Genomic DNA, 19,940 nt, shown 5'->3' on the forward strand with positions numbered 1-19,940 from the left:
TAACCTTCTCGAAAAGTTAGTACACTCGACCGATATTATAAACTCCTCTTCTCCCCTTCTGTACACATATGTGTTACATTATTCATAAGATAAAGAAGGTACGCATATTGAGAGGAGTGTTAACCAATGACAACTATCACATTCCGCGTTTCTGATGAAGAAAAAGAATTCATCCAAAAAATGGCCGAGTTTAATGGAATTTCTGTATCTGAACTCAGTCGAAATCAAATTCTTGAAAGCTTAGAAAATCAAATCGACTTAGACCTATACAAAAGCGCACTGCAAGCCCATCATGCGAAAGATGAAAGCCTCTCTCTTCAAGAGATGAAAAAGGCACTTGATTTATGAGTGATGGCTATCATGTACGCTTCGAGAAAGAAGCACAGAAAACATTAAAAAAATGGATCGTTTTCAGGCAAAGCTCCTTGTTTCATGGATTGAAAAACATTTAGAGGGAACAAAAAATCCACGTGTGCACGGAAAGAGCCGTGTTGGAAATCGCGGTGGACAATGGCGGTATCGAGTTGGTGATTATCGATTAATCGCGGAAATTAAAGATGATGAAATCGTTATTTTGATTCTAAACATCGGGCATCGTCGCATGATCTATGACAAATAGTGGATTCCGTGTAATAACATATACGATTCTGCCTTTAATATTCATCGGTCTAGTCACAGGCTAATTACTTGCTAAAAAATCTATACCAGAAAAAGTAACCAATAAGTAAAGCCCCTATCGCATACTAGTGATAGGGGCTTTACTTTGACCAAACGCAGCACTCTCCCTATTTGCGTTTTAATTGCAAATAGGCCTCCATATAGATATTTGCATAATCCAGATCATATGGAGCATCCCAACTTGGGTCTAACCAACTTTTCATGTCCTTGTATTCCGGATGATTGGGATTTGACATGACATGATGGATTTCTTCATAACCAGGTGGTCCCCCACAATCCTCGATAGGATAACCACCCTCAAAGGATAAGACTTCTGGATAATTAGCTTTATAATTGTCTTCTATTTCTACTACATTGATGTCATGAATCCAATCATCCCCAAAATCATAGATATACTGAAAAATCATTCCCTTTTCCAGATACTGGTCTATCTTCGCCCTAGGTTTACGAATCTTTAATTTCGCTAAGAAAGGATTCGGCATTTTCGCCAGATCTTTCACAGATAATGATTGGTAATATTTTTGTTGCGCCTTCATATCATCATAAACCATACCATCTAAAATTTGCGTTTGCGCCTCATCTAAAATAAATTCATAAAGATGAGAATCCTCCCATCCCATTGCTGCCTGAATAACACGATGTAATTGTTCAAAGGTAATTTCTGCTGGCAAAATAACGCGCCGACTTATTCTCGGCTCGCAATATCGTAATGTAATATCTAATAAGTATGCTTTCATCTCGCACCTCTTTCTAAATAATATGTATTAGATGCAGTATATCATAGATAAATGATTATTTTGCGTTTGATTATTCTTCATTTGATTGCTCCTTTGTTTTATGTTATTTGTGAATAGGCACCTCATTTATCGGTAAGGTTACCGTGTGGATTTCTAACAAATTTATATGCCCTTGACTTCTTTATTTCTGCCATAATATCCACTAAATGAAGAGGTATTGCCTCACCATTATCCGATAAAATTGCCGCTTTATTTTCTTTTATAAAATCAATAATCCCTAACAATTCTGTCTTAGTCAAATTACGAAGATTCAATCTGGCATGAATATCCATCACTTGATTCCCATCATGAAAAATTTCCATACAGGTTCCATCGCTACTGCCGTATTGTTCTATCTCATCGGACCAACTCTTCGTTCGAATAAGGATATCTTCCAATTTCCCTTTTGATGACTCCGTGATAGATTTCCCTTCCCAACTTATCTCGCTTCTATCATTGTAACCCGAATGAACCTGTTCCTCAGGTAAAATAAACATTTCAAATTGCCAAATCGCCATCAGCCGCCTCCTCTTTTACAGTTTTCCCTCGATAAAAGTAATACACGCTTTAATATCTATTTCCAACTGCGCATCTAAACGGTTCTCTTTATCAATCTCAAAATCAACAAAAACAACCTTACCTCGTCCAAAATCAATATTTGAAAATAACATTCTGACACCCTCTCAGCGATACAAAATACCGGCCCTTTCTATAGATATAAATTCACCCACCAAAGCATCTATATCCTTAAGTCTATCCACACTATAACCCGAACGCTCTAACCCTAAGATAACATTCCCAAGAACTTCTTTCCACTCACTTATAAAATCGAGCTTCGATATCACGAGCTTGCTATTAGCATTTAATAAATCACCCACACCCCCAACAACATTCTCCCAACTGCTATCGATTCTAAGCTTAGTTCCATCCCACTCCATATCCCATGTACCTTCAAAAGTATTTGATGGCCATCTGATAACCGTTTTCCCAGCAGATAACATTCTAAGCTTCTGAAGCATATCAATAATATCATCCATCATACAGCTCAAATCATATTTATACGATAAAGGTATCCTAATATGGTTCCACACAATAAGCGCATCCTCCGTATTCATCGGAAATACCGTTTCAATAGCCATTGATAAATTATAATCTGCCTCATCAAATATCCCAGTCTGTCGTGGATTACTTGCCTGAATTAAAAAAGCCATACAATCATCCTTTTCTCGATCCATCACGATCTTTATATTTAATCTACATACACATCAAATCCAACCTCAGCACCCATCGACCCAATAAACTGCACGATTTCCTTCGTTAACACAAGTTCCGGCCCATTCGCGCTCTCCATATCTATCACAATCGTGAACATTACTTCTAATTCTAAATCCCGACATAACGCCTTGATTCTCTCTTCCCTCCCACTTAATTTCTCCATAATTTTCGCAAACTGCCAAGAAACTGCCTTGCATTCTTCCTTCTCCGTTTCCAATTCCCAACAAGTTTTAGCCATTGCAGCTACTGGCCAATCGCGTTTTGTTCGTGTACTTGTCGGAATTATTTGGAGAACCTTCGTAACAGTATCCAAATCAAAATCAGCCCCAGTAAGGCAAAAACTTACGCGTACTCTAGGTAGCTCGAATGTCATATTATTATCCTCTCTAATTCGGACTTATCAGCCAAACTTCAAATCTAACAGAAAACCTTTTTTACCATGCATACAAGATAACATTAGAAAAATCGTCATATTCTCCGTTCTTTCTTGTACATAAAACGTCGCTTCTTTATATTCAATAAACCGAACTAGCGCTAGAAAAAGATCATCCGCAGAATGATGACTAAAGCTTTTCATTCGCACATCCAACTGAAAAAAATCTCCATCGCGATTAAAGACTAAATCAAAACCAGCAACATCTTCTCGATACCCAAAAAAAGAATTAATTTCCGACCATATCCCAGTTTCATATTCATGATTAATATTTTTCGCCAATTCCAAAACGTCGTCTCTATCCAAACTTGATTCCTCCTATTCCTTAATTAAATAACACACATTGAACAACACTTTCCCCGCATCATGAAGCTCCCAGAATCGTTTCAGACTAACAGGACCAACAATAATTTCCGTATCCCAGCCCTGCATTCTAGACATAATATAAACCGTACGTTTCGGCGATCCCTCAAGCAATAGTTCCAAAATCCGCTCCACATCCCGACGGTACCGCTCAACCACAGTCAATGGATATAAATTAGAAGTCACCGATTCGTCATCTATCCAGTAAGGTAGCACGGAATAATTCGTATCAAAGTCTGCATCCAGCATCCGCAATGCCCAAAATCCCCCATCTTCTTCGATGCCTAAGTTATACCAGATACCAGACTGTTGATTCATGTAGTCCCAACCATTTCGTCTAAATATCTCCTCATTATCTCGTTCATTAGCAATTTCTACAATAAAATCATAATCATCCAAATAAGTCGGCTGTTCTTGATCCAACACAAGAACATTTAGCTCAAATGACATCTACAAACCTCCCTAATACAAGGCGTAACTGCAAAGCAATTTTCTAATTTTTCTCCACTCAAAGCCCAATAATGCATTGTATTTTCATGAATTCCTTTATCACGTTCAAGCTGCTTTTTAATCCGTTCCCAAATTAGTAAATATTTCTCCTTGTCTTTCAGTAAATCATTAAAAGAAGCAATAACGACAATCATCAACGCAAATTTTTCATTTATCGTAAGTTTAGCAGTTTCATAATAAGCAATAAACTCCTCGGTTCTAGACGCATCCGCTACAACATACTCCCAATCTTGGCAAAAATCATCTGGAGCCGCTAAACCCAGATCCTTCACAACTTTTAAAATCGTGGTCTCCATAACGTACTGAACATTATCCTCCGTCATCAAATTTCCAACTTCCTCTCACAAAAATACCAATCCAAATCTCAATAATAATCATCAAAATAAACCCGCACTATCTCGTCTATTTCCTCACTTAGTCCCGCATTCTCATAAAGGTACGCTAAAAAGAAATGGTACACATCCTCATTCTTAGATTTAGCAAGCACAGCAAACAATGATTTCGTCAGTGTCATATCCTTCCTTAAATAGTCTAAATGAAAGTAACCTAGTAATACCGTCGTATCAATCTCCTCAGTTTTTAACACTAAAATTTCCAGAAAAATGCACTTCATATCATCAGAATAATCATCACAACAAATACAATCTACCAAATCTTCTTCCGAGCAGTCTTTCTCATAAATTCCTTGCATTGCCCTCATCAAATTTTCTCTAGCTTGCTTATCATCATTATAATAATCCTCATAAAAACTAGGATAAGCAATCAAATTATGTACATACTCATTCTCGCCTCGCTGTAATTCATAACCAGTAAGATCCTCATTGATAACCTTAAAATCAGTCGTTTCATACACCGACAGACCACCAGCATCATCCACTATTTTATATGATTGAAAAGTTTCACCACCATATTCACCAGCACAAACTGCATATACCTTACCCCTAGTTATCGCTCTCTGACTCCGTTTTGCAATACATTTTATAATCATCCATTCCACTCCTAGCCTATTATGTACCCGCTAACCAAGTCCACTACATAACTGCCGCTCTCCGTTTCAATCAATAATTTCCCCGCTCTCAAACTAAAATCAATGACCACATCGTCCAAACTCACTACCCAATTCCTATCAAAATTAAATGAAAAGCTGTAACTATCCAATTCGCAAACCACTATAATCGACCGTTCAAAAATAAAGAACTCATATACAAGCGAATTCAATATTTGTGTGGAAGCCTCACCAGTTTCTGAATCAATAAAATACACATTATCATCAATTCCTACCACATATTTATTTACCGATACACCTAAAACTTGCGGCACTAATCCATGCCCCGCACCAACCAGACCAATTTGCATACCATCATGAAGCTCCAAAGAATAGTAGCATCCGCGAGCTTCTACCGTCTCACCAAGCATCACATCACAATGACTCAAAAGCGACACCGAATCCACCTCATCTAGTTTCCAGTTTGAAGACATGTCCTTTCCTCCCTTAGCATTATAATAATTCAATCCCAACTTGCTTCGAAAATTTAATCCTCACTGCCTCCTGTCCCTCAACATTGATGAACAGGCTGTCACCTTTTTTCTCTAGACTGGTTACATTACGAAATTCCCCATCGAAAACGTCAAAATCATTATAAGTCAAACTTAACCTGCACATTTTTTCATACGTTCCAATCATCAATATCAACTTGAATTTATTCCCATCCTCGTATGTATACATATATTCTCCCGATTCATCATCAAGTATATTAACCGGCTCACGCAGAAATAATTCCAATAACTCGAGCTCATCGTACTGAATAAACAAGCCGTTCACCCGCCCTTCTTAAATTATCCTTACCAAAATACCTTCATCGCTATAACCATCTAGCCTCTCGACATCCATCCAAGGTTCCTCATCGTCTCTCAACTTATAAAAGCGAACCACACTTCCAAATTCATCATAAGAAAGCACCAAATGAAAATGATCCTGAGGAAACAAAACTTTCAATCGACCTGCCCAAGCTTCCACTATTTCCAAACCAAATCTCAAAGAATCCTCTGGGAAATCGGCACATTCCTCAAAAATATCGCTGAGGTGAATATGATTTACAAATGCCTCTAACTGGGTTCGATCTGGAATCTGTTCATTCGATATAAATCGATTATTATCCAAGTTTGGCAACTCAAACAAGTGTAGCAAAACACAGCCATCAGCCGAAACAAAATCTGGAAAAAGCACCCTAGAAACTTTACTTTCATCCAATCTAGTAGCATGTTTCTCGCCTAATTCACCAATTTTTAAACGCATTCGTTGGTTCATCATTTTCTCCATCACAAACCCACCCTAATCGTATTTCTCCAATCTACTACACAAATGATTGTCTTTTCGATTCAAAAGCACAATAAAACTCCCATCTTCCAAAAACACTACTTTTCGATAAGAATAATCTGGCGGAACATCTTGTTTCCTTTTTAAAATAAAATCCGAATAAACAAAAAGCTGCTCTTCATCATAAATCATAACATTCCCATCTTGAACTGTCGCAATTTTATCATGCCCTAAAACGCCCTTAATAAGCCTATTAGCACCGCCATGTATCGAATAAAAAATCTCACCAAATTCATTACAGATCACTTCCTCATCCTGATAATTTGCCAGTAAAAATTGTCTGGATACCTCCGTAAAGTCAATGACGTCAACAGATTCATACAAAAATGTATATGCTTTGTCCCCAGCCCGCAAACTAAAGCGATCTGAATCCACAAAATAATAGTCATTAAAAATCTTATTATTCGTATCTATACTCGTGATTGTTTCCTCCATCAAATTCACCACATATAATTTTTCATTTTCCGCATCTAGAAGGACAACAAAGTTATTTAAAAGCGATGAATATATGTTAGATATCAAGAGTTCACTAGCTATCACCATCGTTTTCTGGATATTCAACTCCTTATCATATATCATGATTCCAGTATAACCATTATTGATAATAATAAAATCTTTGGTAGCTCCCATTTGATAAACATCATGATTTTGAATATCCATATATTTCACTATCGACATATATCCCCCTCCTCACCTCATATCTTGAATCATAGATTTATGTACTCAGATCACTTCCTCCACTTCAAAACCCCATGCTACTATCTCAATAACATTATCCTGAAAAGCGAAAACATAATGATGCGCTTTATCCAAAAAATCAGCTCCACCATCATTACGATTTAATTCCTTTTTCAACCCACGAATCCAACTTGAATCAACATCTTCTAACAAATATGCAGGTTTACGCCCATCAATCAAAAAAGTTTCCATTAAGACACAATCAACCGTCGTTATTCGAAATGCTTGGAATGGTGAAAATCGAATAGAGCATCGTTTTTCTGTCACATCATCAAGCGCTACACAAATAGACATCGCCTCCATACTCACCTTCTCTAACGGCGTTTCATGGAATTCTATCTTATCCAAAGCAATTTTCATATCTCACTAACCTCCCACTACTCAGAATAATATTTTTCAATGCCTCCAAAACTAATACCCTCTAATTTAAAAGTATTCTCAAAATTTTGTTTCCCATCAAGCAGCGTCATATGATTGGGGCAACTGTAATGAGCTAGACTGTCTCCACCATCATCCTCCCAATCACAAACTGGACATATATCATACATCCCGCGTTCCTGAATCGTTAAATACGAACAGCAAAAGCATACCAGAAGCTTCTCCTCTTCACCGGTAACCTCCACACTTTTCTTTAAAATATCCGAAACATATGCCGCCAAATATTCATTTTTAACCCCGATAAAACCATATTTGATCGCTTCTAAAAGTAAAGGATTATATTTCGTATCCTGAAAATGGAACACAGGAACCTCAAACTCAACTATTTCACTCTGCAAATCCTCTGGTAGATTGTGAAATTCAGCTTCCTCAGCATTGATTCCCCACCAATCCTCCAGCAAATCCCGCCTTTTTTCAATCGATAGCTTTTCTAAATCATATTGACTAATCAAAACCAACGCCTCTTGCCTCTCCATGCAATTACATCCCTTCTATACCAGCATAAGGATTCAATATATTCGAGCCAACCTCAGCAACCGCCTCCGATATCTCCAGCATAATCTTTTTGTCGATATTTTCATTCTGGTAAGCAGCTTTTTGAGCCATTCGAAAGCAATCCTTCAACCCAAGATTCACAACAATCGAAAGTATCCTGTCCACATCATTATAACAATAAGTATTCCACAAACTACAAAGAATACGATCTACCTGCTCCCTCACCTCATTTTCAAGTAATTCATACGTATTCACTTGCCTATCTGTTAATTCGATCAGAACTGGTAACAGCAATTCCTTATCGATGGCTCCAGCCTTAAAAGTATCCACAGCCCCTTGAAACAAGGCGACCAATTTATCCGTCGATAACAAATCCGGCAATTCCTCATATTCTTCTAGATTCATAGCCACCTCACTATATTCCAGCATGCACGAGGACCTTATTACTTACTTGAGCCTTGCCACACATCTCCAACAATCCCGTCATCTGAGCCATAACCTGCACCTTATCAAACTCCTTCTTCTCGTATAAACCAGAATCAATATCATAATCTACTGTCAGCAAAAATCGCGCTGGTGCATTCTTAAAGACTTCTATCCAGCCTTTTATTATATTTACCAGCTCAGACAAGCTTTCCCCTCTAAAAATCGTCATCCCATGGTAATTCAATCCGCTTTTATTATTATCTAATTCATTCCACTCCGTATCAATCCAGCCTAGTGAATCCGACAAATACCTGATCAAATCATCATCCATTTCAATCCCACCATGATTTATCCGGTAATCTATATGTTCTTTATCGCATAGAAAAAAATCATGTATCAAACTCATTGCATCTCCTCCATATATTCAATCATCCAACCGTATTATCGGCGGATCGATATTCTCTGCTCTTGCCAAATCCACTACAACTTCTTGAAGTATTTCCCGCGTCATCTCATTATCTTCATCAAAAAACAACCCCCAAAAACCTTCCGTATGTTCCTCATTTAAAATCGATTTCTGTATTAATGAGTGTGAAATAACAGCTTTCGATCCTTTCCTAAAAAAGTTTAATCCATCTAGTCTACTCGAAACGATAGAAAAATTTGCCGCTGGATATATTGCAGGATATCCGTCGCTATCAATAATTCGGTAATTTGCTTCCCGTGCTTCAAATGCTCCATAAATTTCTAAAACTAAATAAATTTCCCCTTCAATTGTTTGTTGCCGAAATGATTCTATACACTTCACTAACATTGCTGCACCCACTCTCACTCATACGGAGAACGATATTCCTCCACATATAATCCTAAATCGCTTATTTTCGCTAGTACATCATCGCACTTATCCGCTACCCCAATATACATATAAAAATCATATCCAAAATGCACAAACATTCTTTCCGACTCTAGTTTTGCCCAAATATGCTCCCGAAGAATAAGTTGACACAGGACGGGAATCTCACTAACATCCAACGCAGCGCCTTCCCTCACTTCAAAAGTAGCCTCAAAATCACAACTATCCATCTCAACATTTTTAAGAAACATAGTTTTCACATTCTCACACACCATCATTAACAAAATCGCACTAATATACTTTTCTTCCGTTGCCACATACTCGTTCGCTGTTAATTTCACACCATTAAAAACTTGCCCAATATCAGAATACGAGGTCCATTCTTCTCGTTCAAAAACTCCTTTAACATTTCTATACTTTGGATTATATTTTGTAATTCGATATTCATGCATTGCGCCAACACTTCCTTTAATCCTAGCTCATTTAAAACAGGTATAGTAAAATATATACATAAGCTTACTTCTTCATTCAAAAATAAAACACATTCAGGAGTTGAACGTTATCAAAATCACATTGCAAGGCGAGAAATACTACATCAAATCTTTAAACGCCTATCTATATATTCCGCATTTCCTTCAACAAGAATGGTATCTCAATAAGAAGACAGCGTATTGGATTAGCGGAACTGCATCGTTTTACGCCAATTTAGCGGGCATTTTAAAATATCTGAGCACGTCAACAACAGGAATCTTCATACTACCAGCACCAAAAGGCATAAACCTAGAGTCACCACTAATTTCAACACCAGAAGATTGGGAATCGGCGAACATAATTATTAAGCATCGCAAACAACAAGTCAGTTTTAAAGAATTAAGAAAGTTGCTAAGCCAAGTCAAGTACATCAAGCCTGAATCATTTCGCCTGAATTATACTTTAGAACCCCAAAAAGTTTTTTACGACAAATACTACTATAAAGATACAACAATAAAATTAGATATAGATCGTGTAAATAATTATCTTTTACTCAACGGAAGTTCTCCCGTCTACACCGATTTATACAATGATATGATTTTCTTTTTATCAAACACCGATGACAGTGAATATGAAGAATCGTTGCCGCACTCTCACTTGGATTTATTTCTTGCAAACGCAGTTAATCCAGACGTTGGGCTGACTTTTAGTTGTTTTAAGAAATGATGCCTTTCAGTGTGTCTAAAATGTCGTTATTTTTCACTTCAAATATCTATTCATATCCACTCGATTCACTGGCCACATCTTCCCCACACCCCCAACATATTCATTCCCATATATATCTTCTGCCCGTCCACATCCGGCACATTCTAAGAGAAACTGCTCAGAGTTGTCATCCTTTCGAATTTTAATATATCGTAATTCGTCATTCGGCGTTATTGGGCAATCCTTTCCCGAGTATATAGTTACCAAATCCCATAATGTTTCTCTGATTGACATTGCTAACGAATCTATATTTTTATAGTCCCCGCCAAGCCTTATTTTCTCAAAATCTAAAGACAGGTCTGGTTTTTCAACAACATACTCATTTGGATCGATTGCTACCAAGACGTCTAAGCCCCACTTTTCCATAATAGGAGGTGTAAAGAACGGTCTATTTTTATTAATGAAGTTGACTAATGCAGCATAGTAATTTTTGTAATCGGTCAAATTCGTATCGTCTGCAAATATTAACCGGTAATCTATTGATAGATTTCTAAATACTTTATTTTTCTTCATAAACGCTCTCCTAAATTTCAGAATCGGTGTCGTTTCAAAACTGGTAACAACTCCATCGGCATCAAAACAGCAATCCCATTTGATTCCGCGTAAAAGCATGTGTCGCACACTTCATAAATCTCTGAATCTAGATTCTGAACTTCTTTCAAATTATCGGATTTACACTGCGGACAAATTTCGTCTGTACAAAAGGCACATAATTCCCAGATCAATGATGATACAATTTCCCAAATCGTCTCTGTATCAACATTAGTTTGGTTCACTCTTTTAATATACGTTTTAGATAATTCCCTAAAATTATTTCCCGAACTGTCTAACTTATATAAATTCACATCCAGTTGACCTACAAACTCTAAAAAATACGCATCCGCACACGATTTGAAATCATTTTTAAATAAATTAACAAATCTTTTCAAACCTTCCAGCCCCTCAGCAAGTTGCTCATCCTTCAATTCGCTCAAAGCCTCCACACACAGTTGCTTCATAATTGTCACATCTCGCATCCGTATTCCTCCACTTGCCTCCTGTTGGCAGGAAAAAGCTCTTCATCGACCTCAATATACTCACCATCTAAACCTATATATAAACATTCTTCGCAAAACTCATATATTTGTTCCCTGCTACTCGGAGTATATAATATTAAATTTGTATCCTTACAACTCGGACATATCTTAGTTATCATGAAATTCGCCATACGACAGATAAGAGCAATAACTTGTTCACATTTTTGCCGATCATTTAAATCCGGAAACACATCAATATAATACGAAATACCTGCCTCAAAAAAATCATCAGAATGACCTAAAATATAATCGCTAGCTTTAAAATTCTCCACTCCAATAAGCAAATTCCTGGATATATACTTGGAAAATATAACTTCTTCATCTCCAACGAAAGCCACCAGTCCGTCAAAAAAAGGAGCCCTGTTATTAACGTTAAACTTTGTATAAATAGCTAATAAATTCTGTTTCATCTTTTCCTCCTGCGATTAAATATTCTACAAAATAATAATTATCCTATAAGAATATGGACTTGCTTTTTAGTTGCTGGTATCATTTCTTGAGGTCTATCAACGAATTCACCATCTAATTGCGTAATTAGGCAATTGTCACAAACTTTGTATATCTTCATTTGATCAGTTGAAGACGCGATCTTCAACTCATCGTCTTGACAACTTGGACATGTCTCCTGCGTGGTAAAAGCTGCTATATCCCAAATTAAGTGCACTGCATCGTAGCAAATTTCTTTTTTAGTGGCTTTCACCATTTCCTTAGCATAACCCCGAACAAGTCCTTCTGTGTTGTCCTTAGATGTCCCTAAGTAAAAATCACTGGAATCCAACTTTTTAACAGCTTGTAGTGTATCTTCAAAAACAAATCTGGAAAATATCCGTTCATATTTATTAATAAATTCAATTAACCGATCAAAAAAATCCGATAATTGATTTTCGTTATAATTATTGTATAAACTAACAATATCATTATTCATACTATCTCCCTATAGCCTCAAAATTAGGAATTCATTGTTATTTACTCGTCAACCTCACAAATATTTAAAACATCACGAAACAGGCAAGTTTCAACAGTAAACTGAGGGCCGAATATCCAAACATCATCTGGCATTTCTATATCAGGTACGACTGTACTCATTTCTGCATAAGTAGTCTCCGAATATCCGTTTTCATTCAAAAATTTAGATATTTCATCATACGTTTCGGCTTGACTAAATGTATATGGCATACCACTATCCCCATCTAACTCAGGACACATACGATTTTCATCGATATTTTTTACTGCAAAATAATGACTAACATAATAAATAGGAATAATTTTTGAAATCTCAATAGTGGTTCTATAAGAAACCTTCATTTCACCTTTTTCAAAATCGGGAAAGTGAATATATGCAGATATAGATGGCTCTGATTCTATTTCTGGCGCTGCAACCTTAAATCCAGCATTCTCAATCAAGCTAACAAAATCATCTAATATAGCCAAGCTTGTTTCACATTTCTGCTTAAAAAAATCATAATCTTTATTCCGATAAACTCTGTCTATTGTTTCCAAAATGAATTCTTCCATTTGTAAAATCTCCTCCTGTTTTAAATGAGTTGGAACTTAAGAAGTCTAAAAAGGCATCGAGTAGCTTTTTTTCAAATACGCCTTACTGTTCACTCAATTCCGTCTTCCCGATTAAACTCTATCATTTCATTGACCGCCACTCTAACCCATGACCAAAAATCTTCATATTCTTCTCGTTGCTCATAGCCTTCTGAAGAAAAATCATGGACTAATTGAACTCTGTTTCCTTTTCCAATTTCCAATTTCCAATTTCAAAACATACAATATCATCTCTTTTAGCAAATGGCACTAGATTTCTTTTGGGATACCTAAGTTTTAAATCATAGTATCTCCTTGATACTTCTTCTGACTCTAATAGATACCAGAGATCAAAATTTACCAGATTTAACTCTACAATTTTCCGAAAAAATTCTGGATATACATAAATATTAGAATCTATGAAATATGACATCATAATCTTCCTTTCTCCGATTTCCTCTGATTCATTTCAATAATATTAATTATCTCTTTACATTTATTTAACCACTGAATTGCGTTGTCTCTTTCTATTTTAGCTTTATAAATAATCTTATATTCTTTTACAAATTGTGAATAGCAGCTGAATTTATCATTACTTTTCGGCTTAGCAAAATGCCATCTGTAAACTGGTGTTACTTGTATATATATTTCTCCTTTTTTATTGTATAGCCATGTTTCAAGGTTGTTCGTACTCCATACATTAAATTTTGTACCAATCCAATTAGCATCTTCATAAATCAAGTCATCCTCTATATCTTGATAACTATCATTGCTCAATCTTCCAATCTCTAGCTTTGATAATGAATCTGGTACTTCAAGTTCGTTATTTAATACCTTTTCAAGAAGATTTTTTAGAGCGACTATAGCTTCAATAATGAAATCTTCACTGTACAATGTAAAGGTGTCATGAAGAGCTTTTAGTAATATCTTTATTTCATCATACCTGTGAATATCAATTTCTGTACTTGGTATATGTAGTTCTAGCCTATCCTGATCATTTACGGATAGATATAATTTATTTATCACTGATAACCGCTCCTTTCTTGTTTATGAATCATACTTTCTGTAAAACTGATCTTATCAGGTAATAACATGCCATCCATTGATCTTACCTATCCATTCTTTATGTATCCAAGAGAAGTATAAAACTTCCCTTGGTGTTAAAGTTATTTTTCTCTAACCATTTCTTCTTGTCTATGAATGAATTACACCATCTTTTATTTACTCATCTGCTATGACGCTCTCCACTTCTTTTAATACAGCTTTATCGATACCATAAAACTGCTCTAATACCTTCTTCTTATTTGGTATCAACCAAGAACTATCCTCATACCAACCTTCATTAAGTTTATAATAATAGGTAATACCAGTCCATCCTTTACCCTCTGGCTCAATTTTATCCATTATATTATCAAAATAACTATCCTAAATACGTAATACAGCCTTATCACCATTTTTAAATTCATGAATAAATTGTATTTCTCCTTCAAATCCATCATAATAACTACTTATTATCGTATCCACAGAGTCCCCCTTGAGTCGCTAGCCATATTCAGTCTGGCAGTATGTCTAAAACATCTCTAAATAATATGTCTTCTTGTGTAACATCTGGCCCGAATAAAATAACATCATCCGAAAAAGTTATACCTTCTATTTTACGCAGAGAATCTACCCAGAACATGCGACTAAAATTATTCGCATCATACGCTCGCTTAATTAATTCCTCTAAATCAAATTGTATAAGGTTGTACGCGTCCTCAGATTCTCCTACCAGTACTGGTGCAATTTTTTTGGGATCCTGATTTACTACCTTAAAATTATGCTCTAGAGAATAAACATCAGCTAACTTGGATACAGTTAATATTGAATTATACTCAACTTCAAAACTATTATCTCTATATTTCCCCATAGTGAAGTACCATTCCTCGGATGGATTTGCATATGATGTCAGTGACTTTACTCCAATATTATTCAACTCACAAAAATCGTAGATTATCCCTGGTAATCCTATTTTTTCAGTTGATTTTTTTGTGTATAGTTCTTCATTTTTTCCTTTGTAGTACATATTAATTACATTTATAACTTGATTATTTAACATTAATATCGTGCCTCCCTGATTTATCTGCTGGTTTATTTGAAACTTTGTTTAGATCCATATCAATTTCTCCTTGGTGCTTACCTCTCTTATTTAACACTTCGAATCGGCCATGTTGAGTGTCTACTGAATAATAATTTTTATTATCAGTATAAATTATCCTACCTGGATTTTTATTCTTGATATTTCTACCTACTTCTGACCATCCATTTTTAGCCATAACATCTTCAGCCATTTTTTTCACTGCAGCCACTCGGTCTCCAGCTGCCATTTTACTAATTTTCCTCTCGAAAGATTTTGCAATACCTGAGCCTGCAAAATGTTGAATGTTAAATTTGATATATCTTGGGGCAGCTTCTTTCTTTTTCAATTTACTTAATAACGTTTTTACTGTCGCTGCTGCTTTTGGTCCGATATTCAGGACAGCTTTAGGCATGTATTTTACTACTGTTTTACCCGCTGCTTTAATAAGGAGACCTGCTACTATTTCTTCGCCAGAAACAGGAATAACGAGACCTAAAGCTAATGTACTCCAATTTCCCAGTTTCTTAGAAAGCTCTGCGCTTTTCTTCTTATCGATGTTTCCTTTCGCATCAAATGCCCATACTTCGCCTGGTTTTGGATAGCCTTCCTTGGCGGTTGGATCTTGAAAGCCAGTATTTTGAATAGCTACGAATGTCTTACCTTTACAGAGCGCTTGGTAGGCTTTGGCTTTTCTTGCTGTTTCTGCGGCTTTTTTCTTCTTGGCTTGGGCAAGCACTGCTTTTCTTGCTTTCAGCGTTGCTTGGATGGTTTTGCCAATGTTTTTGATTTTGCTTGATGCTTTTGCCAATGCTTTTAAGCCTGCTCGTTTGATTGGTTGGACAAAACTTTTCACTTTCTTGCTGATTTTCTTTGCTTGTTTCACGATCGTGTGTTTTGCTTTTTTGTATATTTTTTTGGTTATCTTTTTGACTTGCTTCACAGATTTTTTAGCTGCTTTGTAGAATTTCGCTGCTGCTCGTTTAACTTTTGTGACAGCTTTTTTCTTGGCACGTTTGAAAGTCTTATTGATTTTTTGAACGACTTTTTTGGCCTTTTTGAAGACGCGCTTGACTTTCTTGACGCTTTTCTTGATGCTCTTGGTGACTTTTTTCACGCCTTTTTTGATGCTATTGCCGAGTTTCTTCATACCTTTTTTGACTTTAGCTTTTGCCTTTTTCGCTTTTTTCTTCAGCCAATTCATGAAGTGACCGCTCGGATCGTCAAAGGAGGTTGGATTATTACCGCCGTAAATGTAGCGGTTTTGGCTTCGTGGGTCGTCTAGGGCGCCCCGGTAGCTGTCGGCCTGTAGGAATCGGCCTGTATTCGTGTCATAATTCCGTGCGCGTAGATTTTGACTGTCGCTGGTGTCATGCATTTGCGCGCGGTATCCAATTTGGTTGGCCATTGGTGCGGCTGCGATGGCTGTACCATAATCGGTGTAGTCGTAATTGGTACTTTCTTCACCATCTGATGTCGTCGCGATATCCGTCAAGCCGTTTTCGTGATAGCTTTCGTCTTCGGTTCCGAGGATTTGGTCGTCTTCGCCAAAGCGATAATCGGTGCTGGTTTCCGTCGTTTCGCCGTTGTCTTCGGTGGTTTCGTCGAGTTGTGCTACTTGCGTGTATTCTTGGGTTAAGTCGTTGATGTAGCGAATGGTGCTGATTGCTTGATATCCAACGGATTTGGTTGTTTCTGTCGTGCGCTCAGTGCTTGTCGAGCTGTTGCCATCGCTTTCTTTTAGCTCGGTTTTGCCTTGAATGCCGTCTTTCGTTTTCGTTGTTGTGCCTTCTTCGGATGTCATTGTTTTCGTGCTGTTGTCTTTCGTCACGACGTCAGTACCTTCTCCTGCGATCGGAGAGCACCCTTCAAAATCGCCAGACGCGCGTTTTTCGAGTTGTTTGGCTAGGCTCTCGGTTTTAGTTGTGGACTCTTTTTGCTTCGTTGTCGTGCCTTCTGTGGCCGTTTTTCCTGGTGTTACTTTGAGTTTGTCTTTGGCTTGTTTATCGTAGGTGGTGATCCATTCGCTGAGTGTGCCTTGGACTTCTTTTGTTTTGTCGGTGATCGTTTCTTTGCCAATCCGATTGCCGAATGCGTCGTAGCTGTATGTCGTGATGTGGCCCTCGTTGTCGGCGGATTGGATAAGTTGGTTTTCACCGTTGTAGGTGTATGTTTCTACTTTACCACTTCTTAACGCTTTTTTGGTAATGTTTCCGTTTTTGTCGTGGGTGTAAGTCGTGTCTGCGTCTCCGTCGGCTTGGATCATCGCGAGGACATTGTCGTCATCGTAGTGGTAATCCTCAATGGTTTTTTTGCCGTTTTTGACGCGTTTTAGTTTGGTTCGGTTTCCGTTGGCGTCATAAATATACGTGATGACCTCGGTGTTTTTGCCTGCTTTTATCGTGGTGTCTATGAGTTGATCGTCGGCGTCGTAGGTGTGGGTTTTGACTTGTTTCGTGCCGTTTTGGTTGATCGTTTCTTTGGTGACATTGCCGTTTTCATCGTAGGTGTAATCGAACGACGCGATGGCTTTGCCGGCTTTGTTGCTTGTTTCGACGTGTTCGGTTTCGCCAATCGCGGAGTAACGGTATGTTGTTTTGGTGCCGTTGCTGTAGTGAATCGCGAGTGGTAAACCGTTGGCGTCGTAGTCGTAGGTCGTTTTCTTGCCGTCTGCTTCGATGACGTCGGTTAACTGATTCGTGTCGTCATAGCGGTAGGTCACGCGGGTGCCGTCTGGGTAGATCAATGCTGTTTTGCGCCCGATGGTATCGTATTCGTATTTCAGGGTTTCGCCATTGGCATCTTTGACCGCTGTTACATCGCCGTATTTGTTATACGCGAAGGTCGCTGTGCCGTCTTTGGATGTGGCGGTTTTGATTTCGTCGTTTTCGTCGTAGGTGTATTTGTAGCCGCCTCCGTCAAATTGTTGCTCCACCAGATTGTTCAGTTCATCGTATTTGTAGGTGGTCTTGCTGCCATCTGGTTTCGTTTCGGATTGAAGGGAACCGTCGAGGCGATACGCGTATTTCTCGGTTCTGCCCTCTGGCGTCACTTCCTTGACCATATCGCTGCGGTCGTTGTAGCTGTATTTCGTCACAAAACCTTTCGCATCTTTAATCTCCGTCAGATTATCCACTTTGTCATACGTATAAGTCGATGTCTGGCCTAAGCGGTTCTTCGCTGTCGTCATCCGATCCAGCGCATCATATTTAAACTGTTCCTTCTGACCTTTCGCATCCGTGGTTTCCGTCACGTTCTCGTTGCCGTCGTACTTCATTTTCGACTCGTTGCCGCGTGCATCTCGCATCGCCGTCACGCGGTCCAATTTATCGTACGTATAGCTCACAATAGCCTGCTTGGATTGATTGTCGCTTTGCCGTTCGCATCGATTTCTTTCAACACATTTCCGAGCAAATCATATTCAAATTTAGACGTAATGCCTGCGGGTTCTTTTGCTGTCAAAATGTTATCCGCATCATCGTACGTATAAACCGTCGTGTTCTTGCGCTTATCTGTTTCCACCGTCAAATGACCAGCTGTATCATAGCGATTCAGCAACTTAAAGCCAGCGACGTCAATTCTATGTACCCAAGAGAGTTACTGACTCTCTTGGTGTAATAATTTCTACAAAAATTCCTATTTGAACCAATTTTGCAATTCAAAAGCAATAAGTAGTAATAAGATTAATTTATTTGTGTACCACTCAAAAATTACTCTGTAAATGAAATACAATTGCTAGAAATCTTATCAGCTAGCCAAACCATCTCATTTCCAAGATAAAATTTACTACCATACTCTGTAGCCATCTTAGTGTCAATTGTTAATATAACTGGAAAAGCATTTTTTCTCTTTCCAACTAAGCGAGCAGTTTCCATATCTTGTGACAAATGGACATACTGCCTAGATTTTGGGAGAAGCCCCTCATTTCTTATATCATTTATATAATCTGGAGATGTTCCGTGATATAAATACATTGGTGGAATGGCTTCTTCCTTCATAACCTTACTTGGAGTAGAGTGTCCATAAAAAGCCCTTATTTTATCGCCAACGATCTCATGTCTTTTTTTATGAGAATAAGAGATCATCTTTTCAACGTCATCTTGTGTAATATCTTGCCACCCCTCTATTTCTCTTAAAGATTTTAATAATGGCTCTATCAGAGTGAAACCCTCATCATCCAGCTCCAATTCAAACTCCCAAGGGGCATGACGCAGTGCATAAGATATTTCTTTGCTCAACTTTGAGTAATCCTTACTATTCATTCAATCCCATCCTCCCGATTAAACTCTATCATTTCATTTACAGCATCTCTAACCCATGTCCAAAAATCTTCATACTCTCCTCTTTGTTCATAACCTTCTGAAGAGTAATCATGAATTAATTGGATTTTATTCCCTTTTCCGATTTCAAAACATACAATATCATCATTATCATCTCTTTTAGCAAACGGTATTAAATCTCTTTTTGGATATCTGCGCTTCAAATCATAATATCTTCTTGTTGCTCTTTCAGCATCAAATAGATACCAAAGGTCAAAGTTCACCATATTTAGCTCTACTATTTTTTGAAATGACTCTGGATATACATAAATATTAGAATCTATACAATATGTCATAC

General features: G+C 37.5%; 34 protein-coding genes and 1 pseudogene. 3 read left to right on the top strand and 32 right to left on the bottom strand.

What is annotated here, in order from left to right; genetic code table 11:
• Positions 1–126: 126 nt before the first annotated feature.
• Together relB and UE46_RS10800 are read left to right on the top strand one after the other, a co-directional pair.
• Positions 127–348 (top strand): type II toxin-antitoxin system RelB family antitoxin, encoded by a 222-nt coding sequence (gene relB, locus UE46_RS10795; protein WP_036062806.1) that lies wholly within the window; start codon positions 127–129, stop codon positions 346–348.
• A gap of 52 nt (positions 349–400) precedes the next feature.
• On the top strand, positions 401–619 hold the full coding sequence (locus tag UE46_RS10800) for a type II toxin-antitoxin system RelE family toxin (protein WP_051493052.1): 219 nt from the start codon (positions 401–403) through the stop codon (positions 617–619).
• 166 nt (positions 620–785) lie between these two features.
• Here the strand turns inward: UE46_RS10800 and UE46_RS10805 are convergent, their stop codons facing one another.
• The 19 genes from UE46_RS10805 to UE46_RS10890 all read right to left on the bottom strand — a co-directional run bounded on the left by UE46_RS10805 (position 786) and on the right by UE46_RS10890 (position 9,814).
• A complete protein-coding gene (locus tag UE46_RS10805; protein WP_036062808.1) occupies positions 786–1,415 on the bottom strand; it encodes a plasmid pRiA4b ORF-3 family protein in 630 nt (209 codons plus the stop codon).
• Between the two features lie 122 nt (positions 1,416–1,537).
• Complete coding sequence (locus UE46_RS10810) at positions 1,538–1,972, bottom strand: hypothetical protein (protein WP_036062812.1); 435 nt, start codon at positions 1,970–1,972, stop codon at positions 1,538–1,540.
• 15 nt (positions 1,973–1,987) lie between these two features.
• Entirely contained in the window at positions 1,988–2,125 is a 138-nt protein-coding gene (locus UE46_RS16325; protein ID WP_159103121.1) for a hypothetical protein, read from the bottom strand.
• 12 nt (positions 2,126–2,137) lie between these two features.
• A complete protein-coding gene (locus UE46_RS10815) occupies positions 2,138–2,689 on the bottom strand; it encodes a hypothetical protein (protein ID WP_233230918.1) in 552 nt (183 codons plus the stop codon).
• A 14-nt stretch (positions 2,690–2,703) separates the two neighbouring features.
• Positions 2,704–3,102, bottom strand: coding sequence for a DUF4279 domain-containing protein (locus tag UE46_RS10820; RefSeq protein WP_036062817.1), 399 nt, complete (start codon positions 3,100–3,102; stop codon positions 2,704–2,706).
• A gap of 27 nt (positions 3,103–3,129) precedes the next feature.
• Positions 3,130–3,468 (bottom strand): hypothetical protein, encoded by a 339-nt coding sequence (locus UE46_RS10825; RefSeq protein WP_036062819.1) that lies wholly within the window; start codon positions 3,466–3,468, stop codon positions 3,130–3,132.
• Positions 3,469–3,480: 12 nt separating this feature from the next.
• Positions 3,481–3,975 (bottom strand): hypothetical protein, encoded by a 495-nt coding sequence (locus UE46_RS10830; protein ID WP_036062823.1) that lies wholly within the window; start codon positions 3,973–3,975, stop codon positions 3,481–3,483.
• Positions 3,960–4,358, bottom strand: coding sequence for a hypothetical protein (locus UE46_RS10835; protein ID WP_233230919.1), 399 nt, complete (start codon positions 4,356–4,358; stop codon positions 3,960–3,962). Before UE46_RS10835 ends, UE46_RS10830 begins: the two co-directional genes overlap by 16 nt.
• A 41-nt stretch (positions 4,359–4,399) precedes the next feature.
• The gene (locus tag UE46_RS10840; protein WP_143812882.1) at positions 4,400–4,912 is read right to left on the bottom strand and encodes a hypothetical protein; all 513 of its coding nucleotides are present in this window, start codon (positions 4,910–4,912) and stop codon (positions 4,400–4,402) included.
• A gap of 122 nt (positions 4,913–5,034) precedes the next feature.
• The gene (locus UE46_RS10845) at positions 5,035–5,514 is read right to left on the bottom strand and encodes a hypothetical protein (RefSeq protein WP_036062829.1); all 480 of its coding nucleotides are present in this window, start codon (positions 5,512–5,514) and stop codon (positions 5,035–5,037) included.
• Positions 5,515–5,533: 19 nt separating this feature from the next.
• Entirely contained in the window at positions 5,534–5,857 is a 324-nt protein-coding gene (locus tag UE46_RS10850; RefSeq protein WP_233230920.1) for a hypothetical protein, read from the bottom strand.
• 9 nt (positions 5,858–5,866) lie between these two features.
• Positions 5,867–6,355, bottom strand: a complete 489-nt coding sequence (locus tag UE46_RS10855) for a hypothetical protein (protein WP_036062831.1) — start codon at positions 6,353–6,355, stop codon at positions 5,867–5,869.
• Positions 6,356–6,367: 12 nt separating this feature from the next.
• Positions 6,368–7,090: a hypothetical protein gene (locus tag UE46_RS10860; RefSeq protein WP_036062833.1), complete on the bottom strand. Its 723-nt coding sequence runs from the start codon at positions 7,088–7,090 to the stop codon at positions 6,368–6,370.
• 45 nt (positions 7,091–7,135) lie between these two features.
• Positions 7,136–7,510: a hypothetical protein gene (locus tag UE46_RS10865; protein WP_036062835.1), complete on the bottom strand. Its 375-nt coding sequence runs from the start codon at positions 7,508–7,510 to the stop codon at positions 7,136–7,138.
• Between the two features lie 17 nt (positions 7,511–7,527).
• Positions 7,528–8,064 (bottom strand): CPCC family cysteine-rich protein, encoded by a 537-nt coding sequence (locus UE46_RS10870; RefSeq protein ID WP_051493053.1) that lies wholly within the window; start codon positions 8,062–8,064, stop codon positions 7,528–7,530.
• Positions 8,065–8,068: 4 nt separating this feature from the next.
• Complete coding sequence (locus UE46_RS10875) at positions 8,069–8,488, bottom strand: hypothetical protein (RefSeq protein ID WP_036062875.1); 420 nt, start codon at positions 8,486–8,488, stop codon at positions 8,069–8,071.
• Positions 8,489–8,498: 10 nt separating this feature from the next.
• Positions 8,499–8,915, bottom strand: a complete 417-nt coding sequence (locus UE46_RS10880; protein WP_036062836.1) for a hypothetical protein — start codon at positions 8,913–8,915, stop codon at positions 8,499–8,501.
• 18 nt (positions 8,916–8,933) lie between these two features.
• Positions 8,934–9,335, bottom strand: a complete 402-nt coding sequence (locus UE46_RS10885; RefSeq protein WP_036062837.1) for a hypothetical protein — start codon at positions 9,333–9,335, stop codon at positions 8,934–8,936.
• A 2-nt stretch (positions 9,336–9,337) separates the two neighbouring features.
• Positions 9,338–9,814, bottom strand: a complete 477-nt coding sequence (locus UE46_RS10890) for a hypothetical protein (RefSeq protein WP_036062839.1) — start codon at positions 9,812–9,814, stop codon at positions 9,338–9,340.
• Positions 9,815–9,914: 100 nt separating this feature from the next.
• Here UE46_RS10890 and UE46_RS10895 point away from each other — a divergent pair, with 100 nt between their 5' ends.
• Positions 9,915–10,559, top strand: a complete 645-nt coding sequence (locus UE46_RS10895) for a hypothetical protein (RefSeq protein ID WP_143812883.1) — start codon at positions 9,915–9,917, stop codon at positions 10,557–10,559.
• 33 nt (positions 10,560–10,592) lie between these two features.
• Here the strand turns inward: UE46_RS10895 and UE46_RS10900 are convergent, their stop codons facing one another.
• The 13 genes and pseudogenes from UE46_RS10900 to UE46_RS10955 all read right to left on the bottom strand — a co-directional run bounded on the left by UE46_RS10900 (position 10,593) and on the right by UE46_RS10955 (position 19,938).
• On the bottom strand, positions 10,593–11,111 hold the full coding sequence (locus UE46_RS10900) for a hypothetical protein (protein WP_036062842.1): 519 nt from the start codon (positions 11,109–11,111) through the stop codon (positions 10,593–10,595).
• A gap of 17 nt (positions 11,112–11,128) precedes the next feature.
• Positions 11,129–11,614: a hypothetical protein gene (locus UE46_RS10905; protein ID WP_036062844.1), complete on the bottom strand. Its 486-nt coding sequence runs from the start codon at positions 11,612–11,614 to the stop codon at positions 11,129–11,131.
• Positions 11,602–12,084 (bottom strand): hypothetical protein, encoded by a 483-nt coding sequence (locus UE46_RS10910; RefSeq protein ID WP_036062846.1) that lies wholly within the window; start codon positions 12,082–12,084, stop codon positions 11,602–11,604. Before UE46_RS10910 ends, UE46_RS10905 begins: the two co-directional genes overlap by 13 nt.
• A 38-nt stretch (positions 12,085–12,122) precedes the next feature.
• A complete protein-coding gene (locus UE46_RS10915) occupies positions 12,123–12,599 on the bottom strand; it encodes a hypothetical protein (protein ID WP_036062848.1) in 477 nt (158 codons plus the stop codon).
• 41 nt (positions 12,600–12,640) lie between these two features.
• Positions 12,641–13,189 carry a hypothetical protein gene (locus tag UE46_RS16330; protein WP_036062851.1) on the bottom strand — a complete coding sequence of 183 codons (549 nt, stop codon included), beginning with the start codon at positions 13,187–13,189 and terminating at the stop codon, positions 12,641–12,643.
• 89 nt (positions 13,190–13,278) lie between these two features.
• Positions 13,279–13,643, bottom strand: a pseudogene (locus UE46_RS10925) (hypothetical protein).
• Positions 13,640–14,233: a hypothetical protein gene (locus tag UE46_RS10930; RefSeq protein WP_036062854.1), complete on the bottom strand. Its 594-nt coding sequence runs from the start codon at positions 14,231–14,233 to the stop codon at positions 13,640–13,642. Before UE46_RS10930 ends, UE46_RS10925 begins: the two are co-directional and overlap by 4 nt.
• Before the next feature lie 195 nt (positions 14,234–14,428).
• On the bottom strand, positions 14,429–14,611 hold the full coding sequence (locus tag UE46_RS10935) for a hypothetical protein (protein WP_051493054.1): 183 nt from the start codon (positions 14,609–14,611) through the stop codon (positions 14,429–14,431).
• 148 nt (positions 14,612–14,759) lie between these two features.
• Positions 14,760–15,305: a hypothetical protein gene (locus tag UE46_RS10940; protein WP_118907607.1), complete on the bottom strand. Its 546-nt coding sequence runs from the start codon at positions 15,303–15,305 to the stop codon at positions 14,760–14,762.
• Positions 15,295–18,669: an RHS repeat-associated core domain-containing protein gene (locus tag UE46_RS10945; protein ID WP_233230921.1), complete on the bottom strand. Its 3,375-nt coding sequence runs from the start codon at positions 18,667–18,669 to the stop codon at positions 15,295–15,297. Before UE46_RS10945 ends, UE46_RS10940 begins: the two co-directional genes overlap by 11 nt.
• Positions 18,666–18,881 (bottom strand): RHS repeat domain-containing protein, encoded by a 216-nt coding sequence (locus UE46_RS16335; RefSeq protein ID WP_051492919.1) that lies wholly within the window; start codon positions 18,879–18,881, stop codon positions 18,666–18,668. The genes UE46_RS10945 and UE46_RS16335 overlap by 4 nt, the downstream gene beginning before the upstream one ends.
• A gap of 152 nt (positions 18,882–19,033) precedes the next feature.
• Positions 19,034–19,585: an RNA 2'-phosphotransferase gene (locus UE46_RS10950; protein WP_036060845.1), complete on the bottom strand. Its 552-nt coding sequence runs from the start codon at positions 19,583–19,585 to the stop codon at positions 19,034–19,036.
• Entirely contained in the window at positions 19,582–19,938 is a 357-nt protein-coding gene (locus UE46_RS10955) for a hypothetical protein (RefSeq protein ID WP_036060844.1), read from the bottom strand. The genes UE46_RS10950 and UE46_RS10955 overlap by 4 nt, the downstream gene beginning before the upstream one ends.
• Between the last annotated feature and the right edge of the window lie 2 nt (positions 19,939–19,940).

The sequence above is a fragment of the Listeria weihenstephanensis genome, assembly GCF_003534205.1.
Lineage (GTDB): Bacteria > Bacillota > Bacilli > Lactobacillales > Listeriaceae > Listeria_A > Listeria_A weihenstephanensis.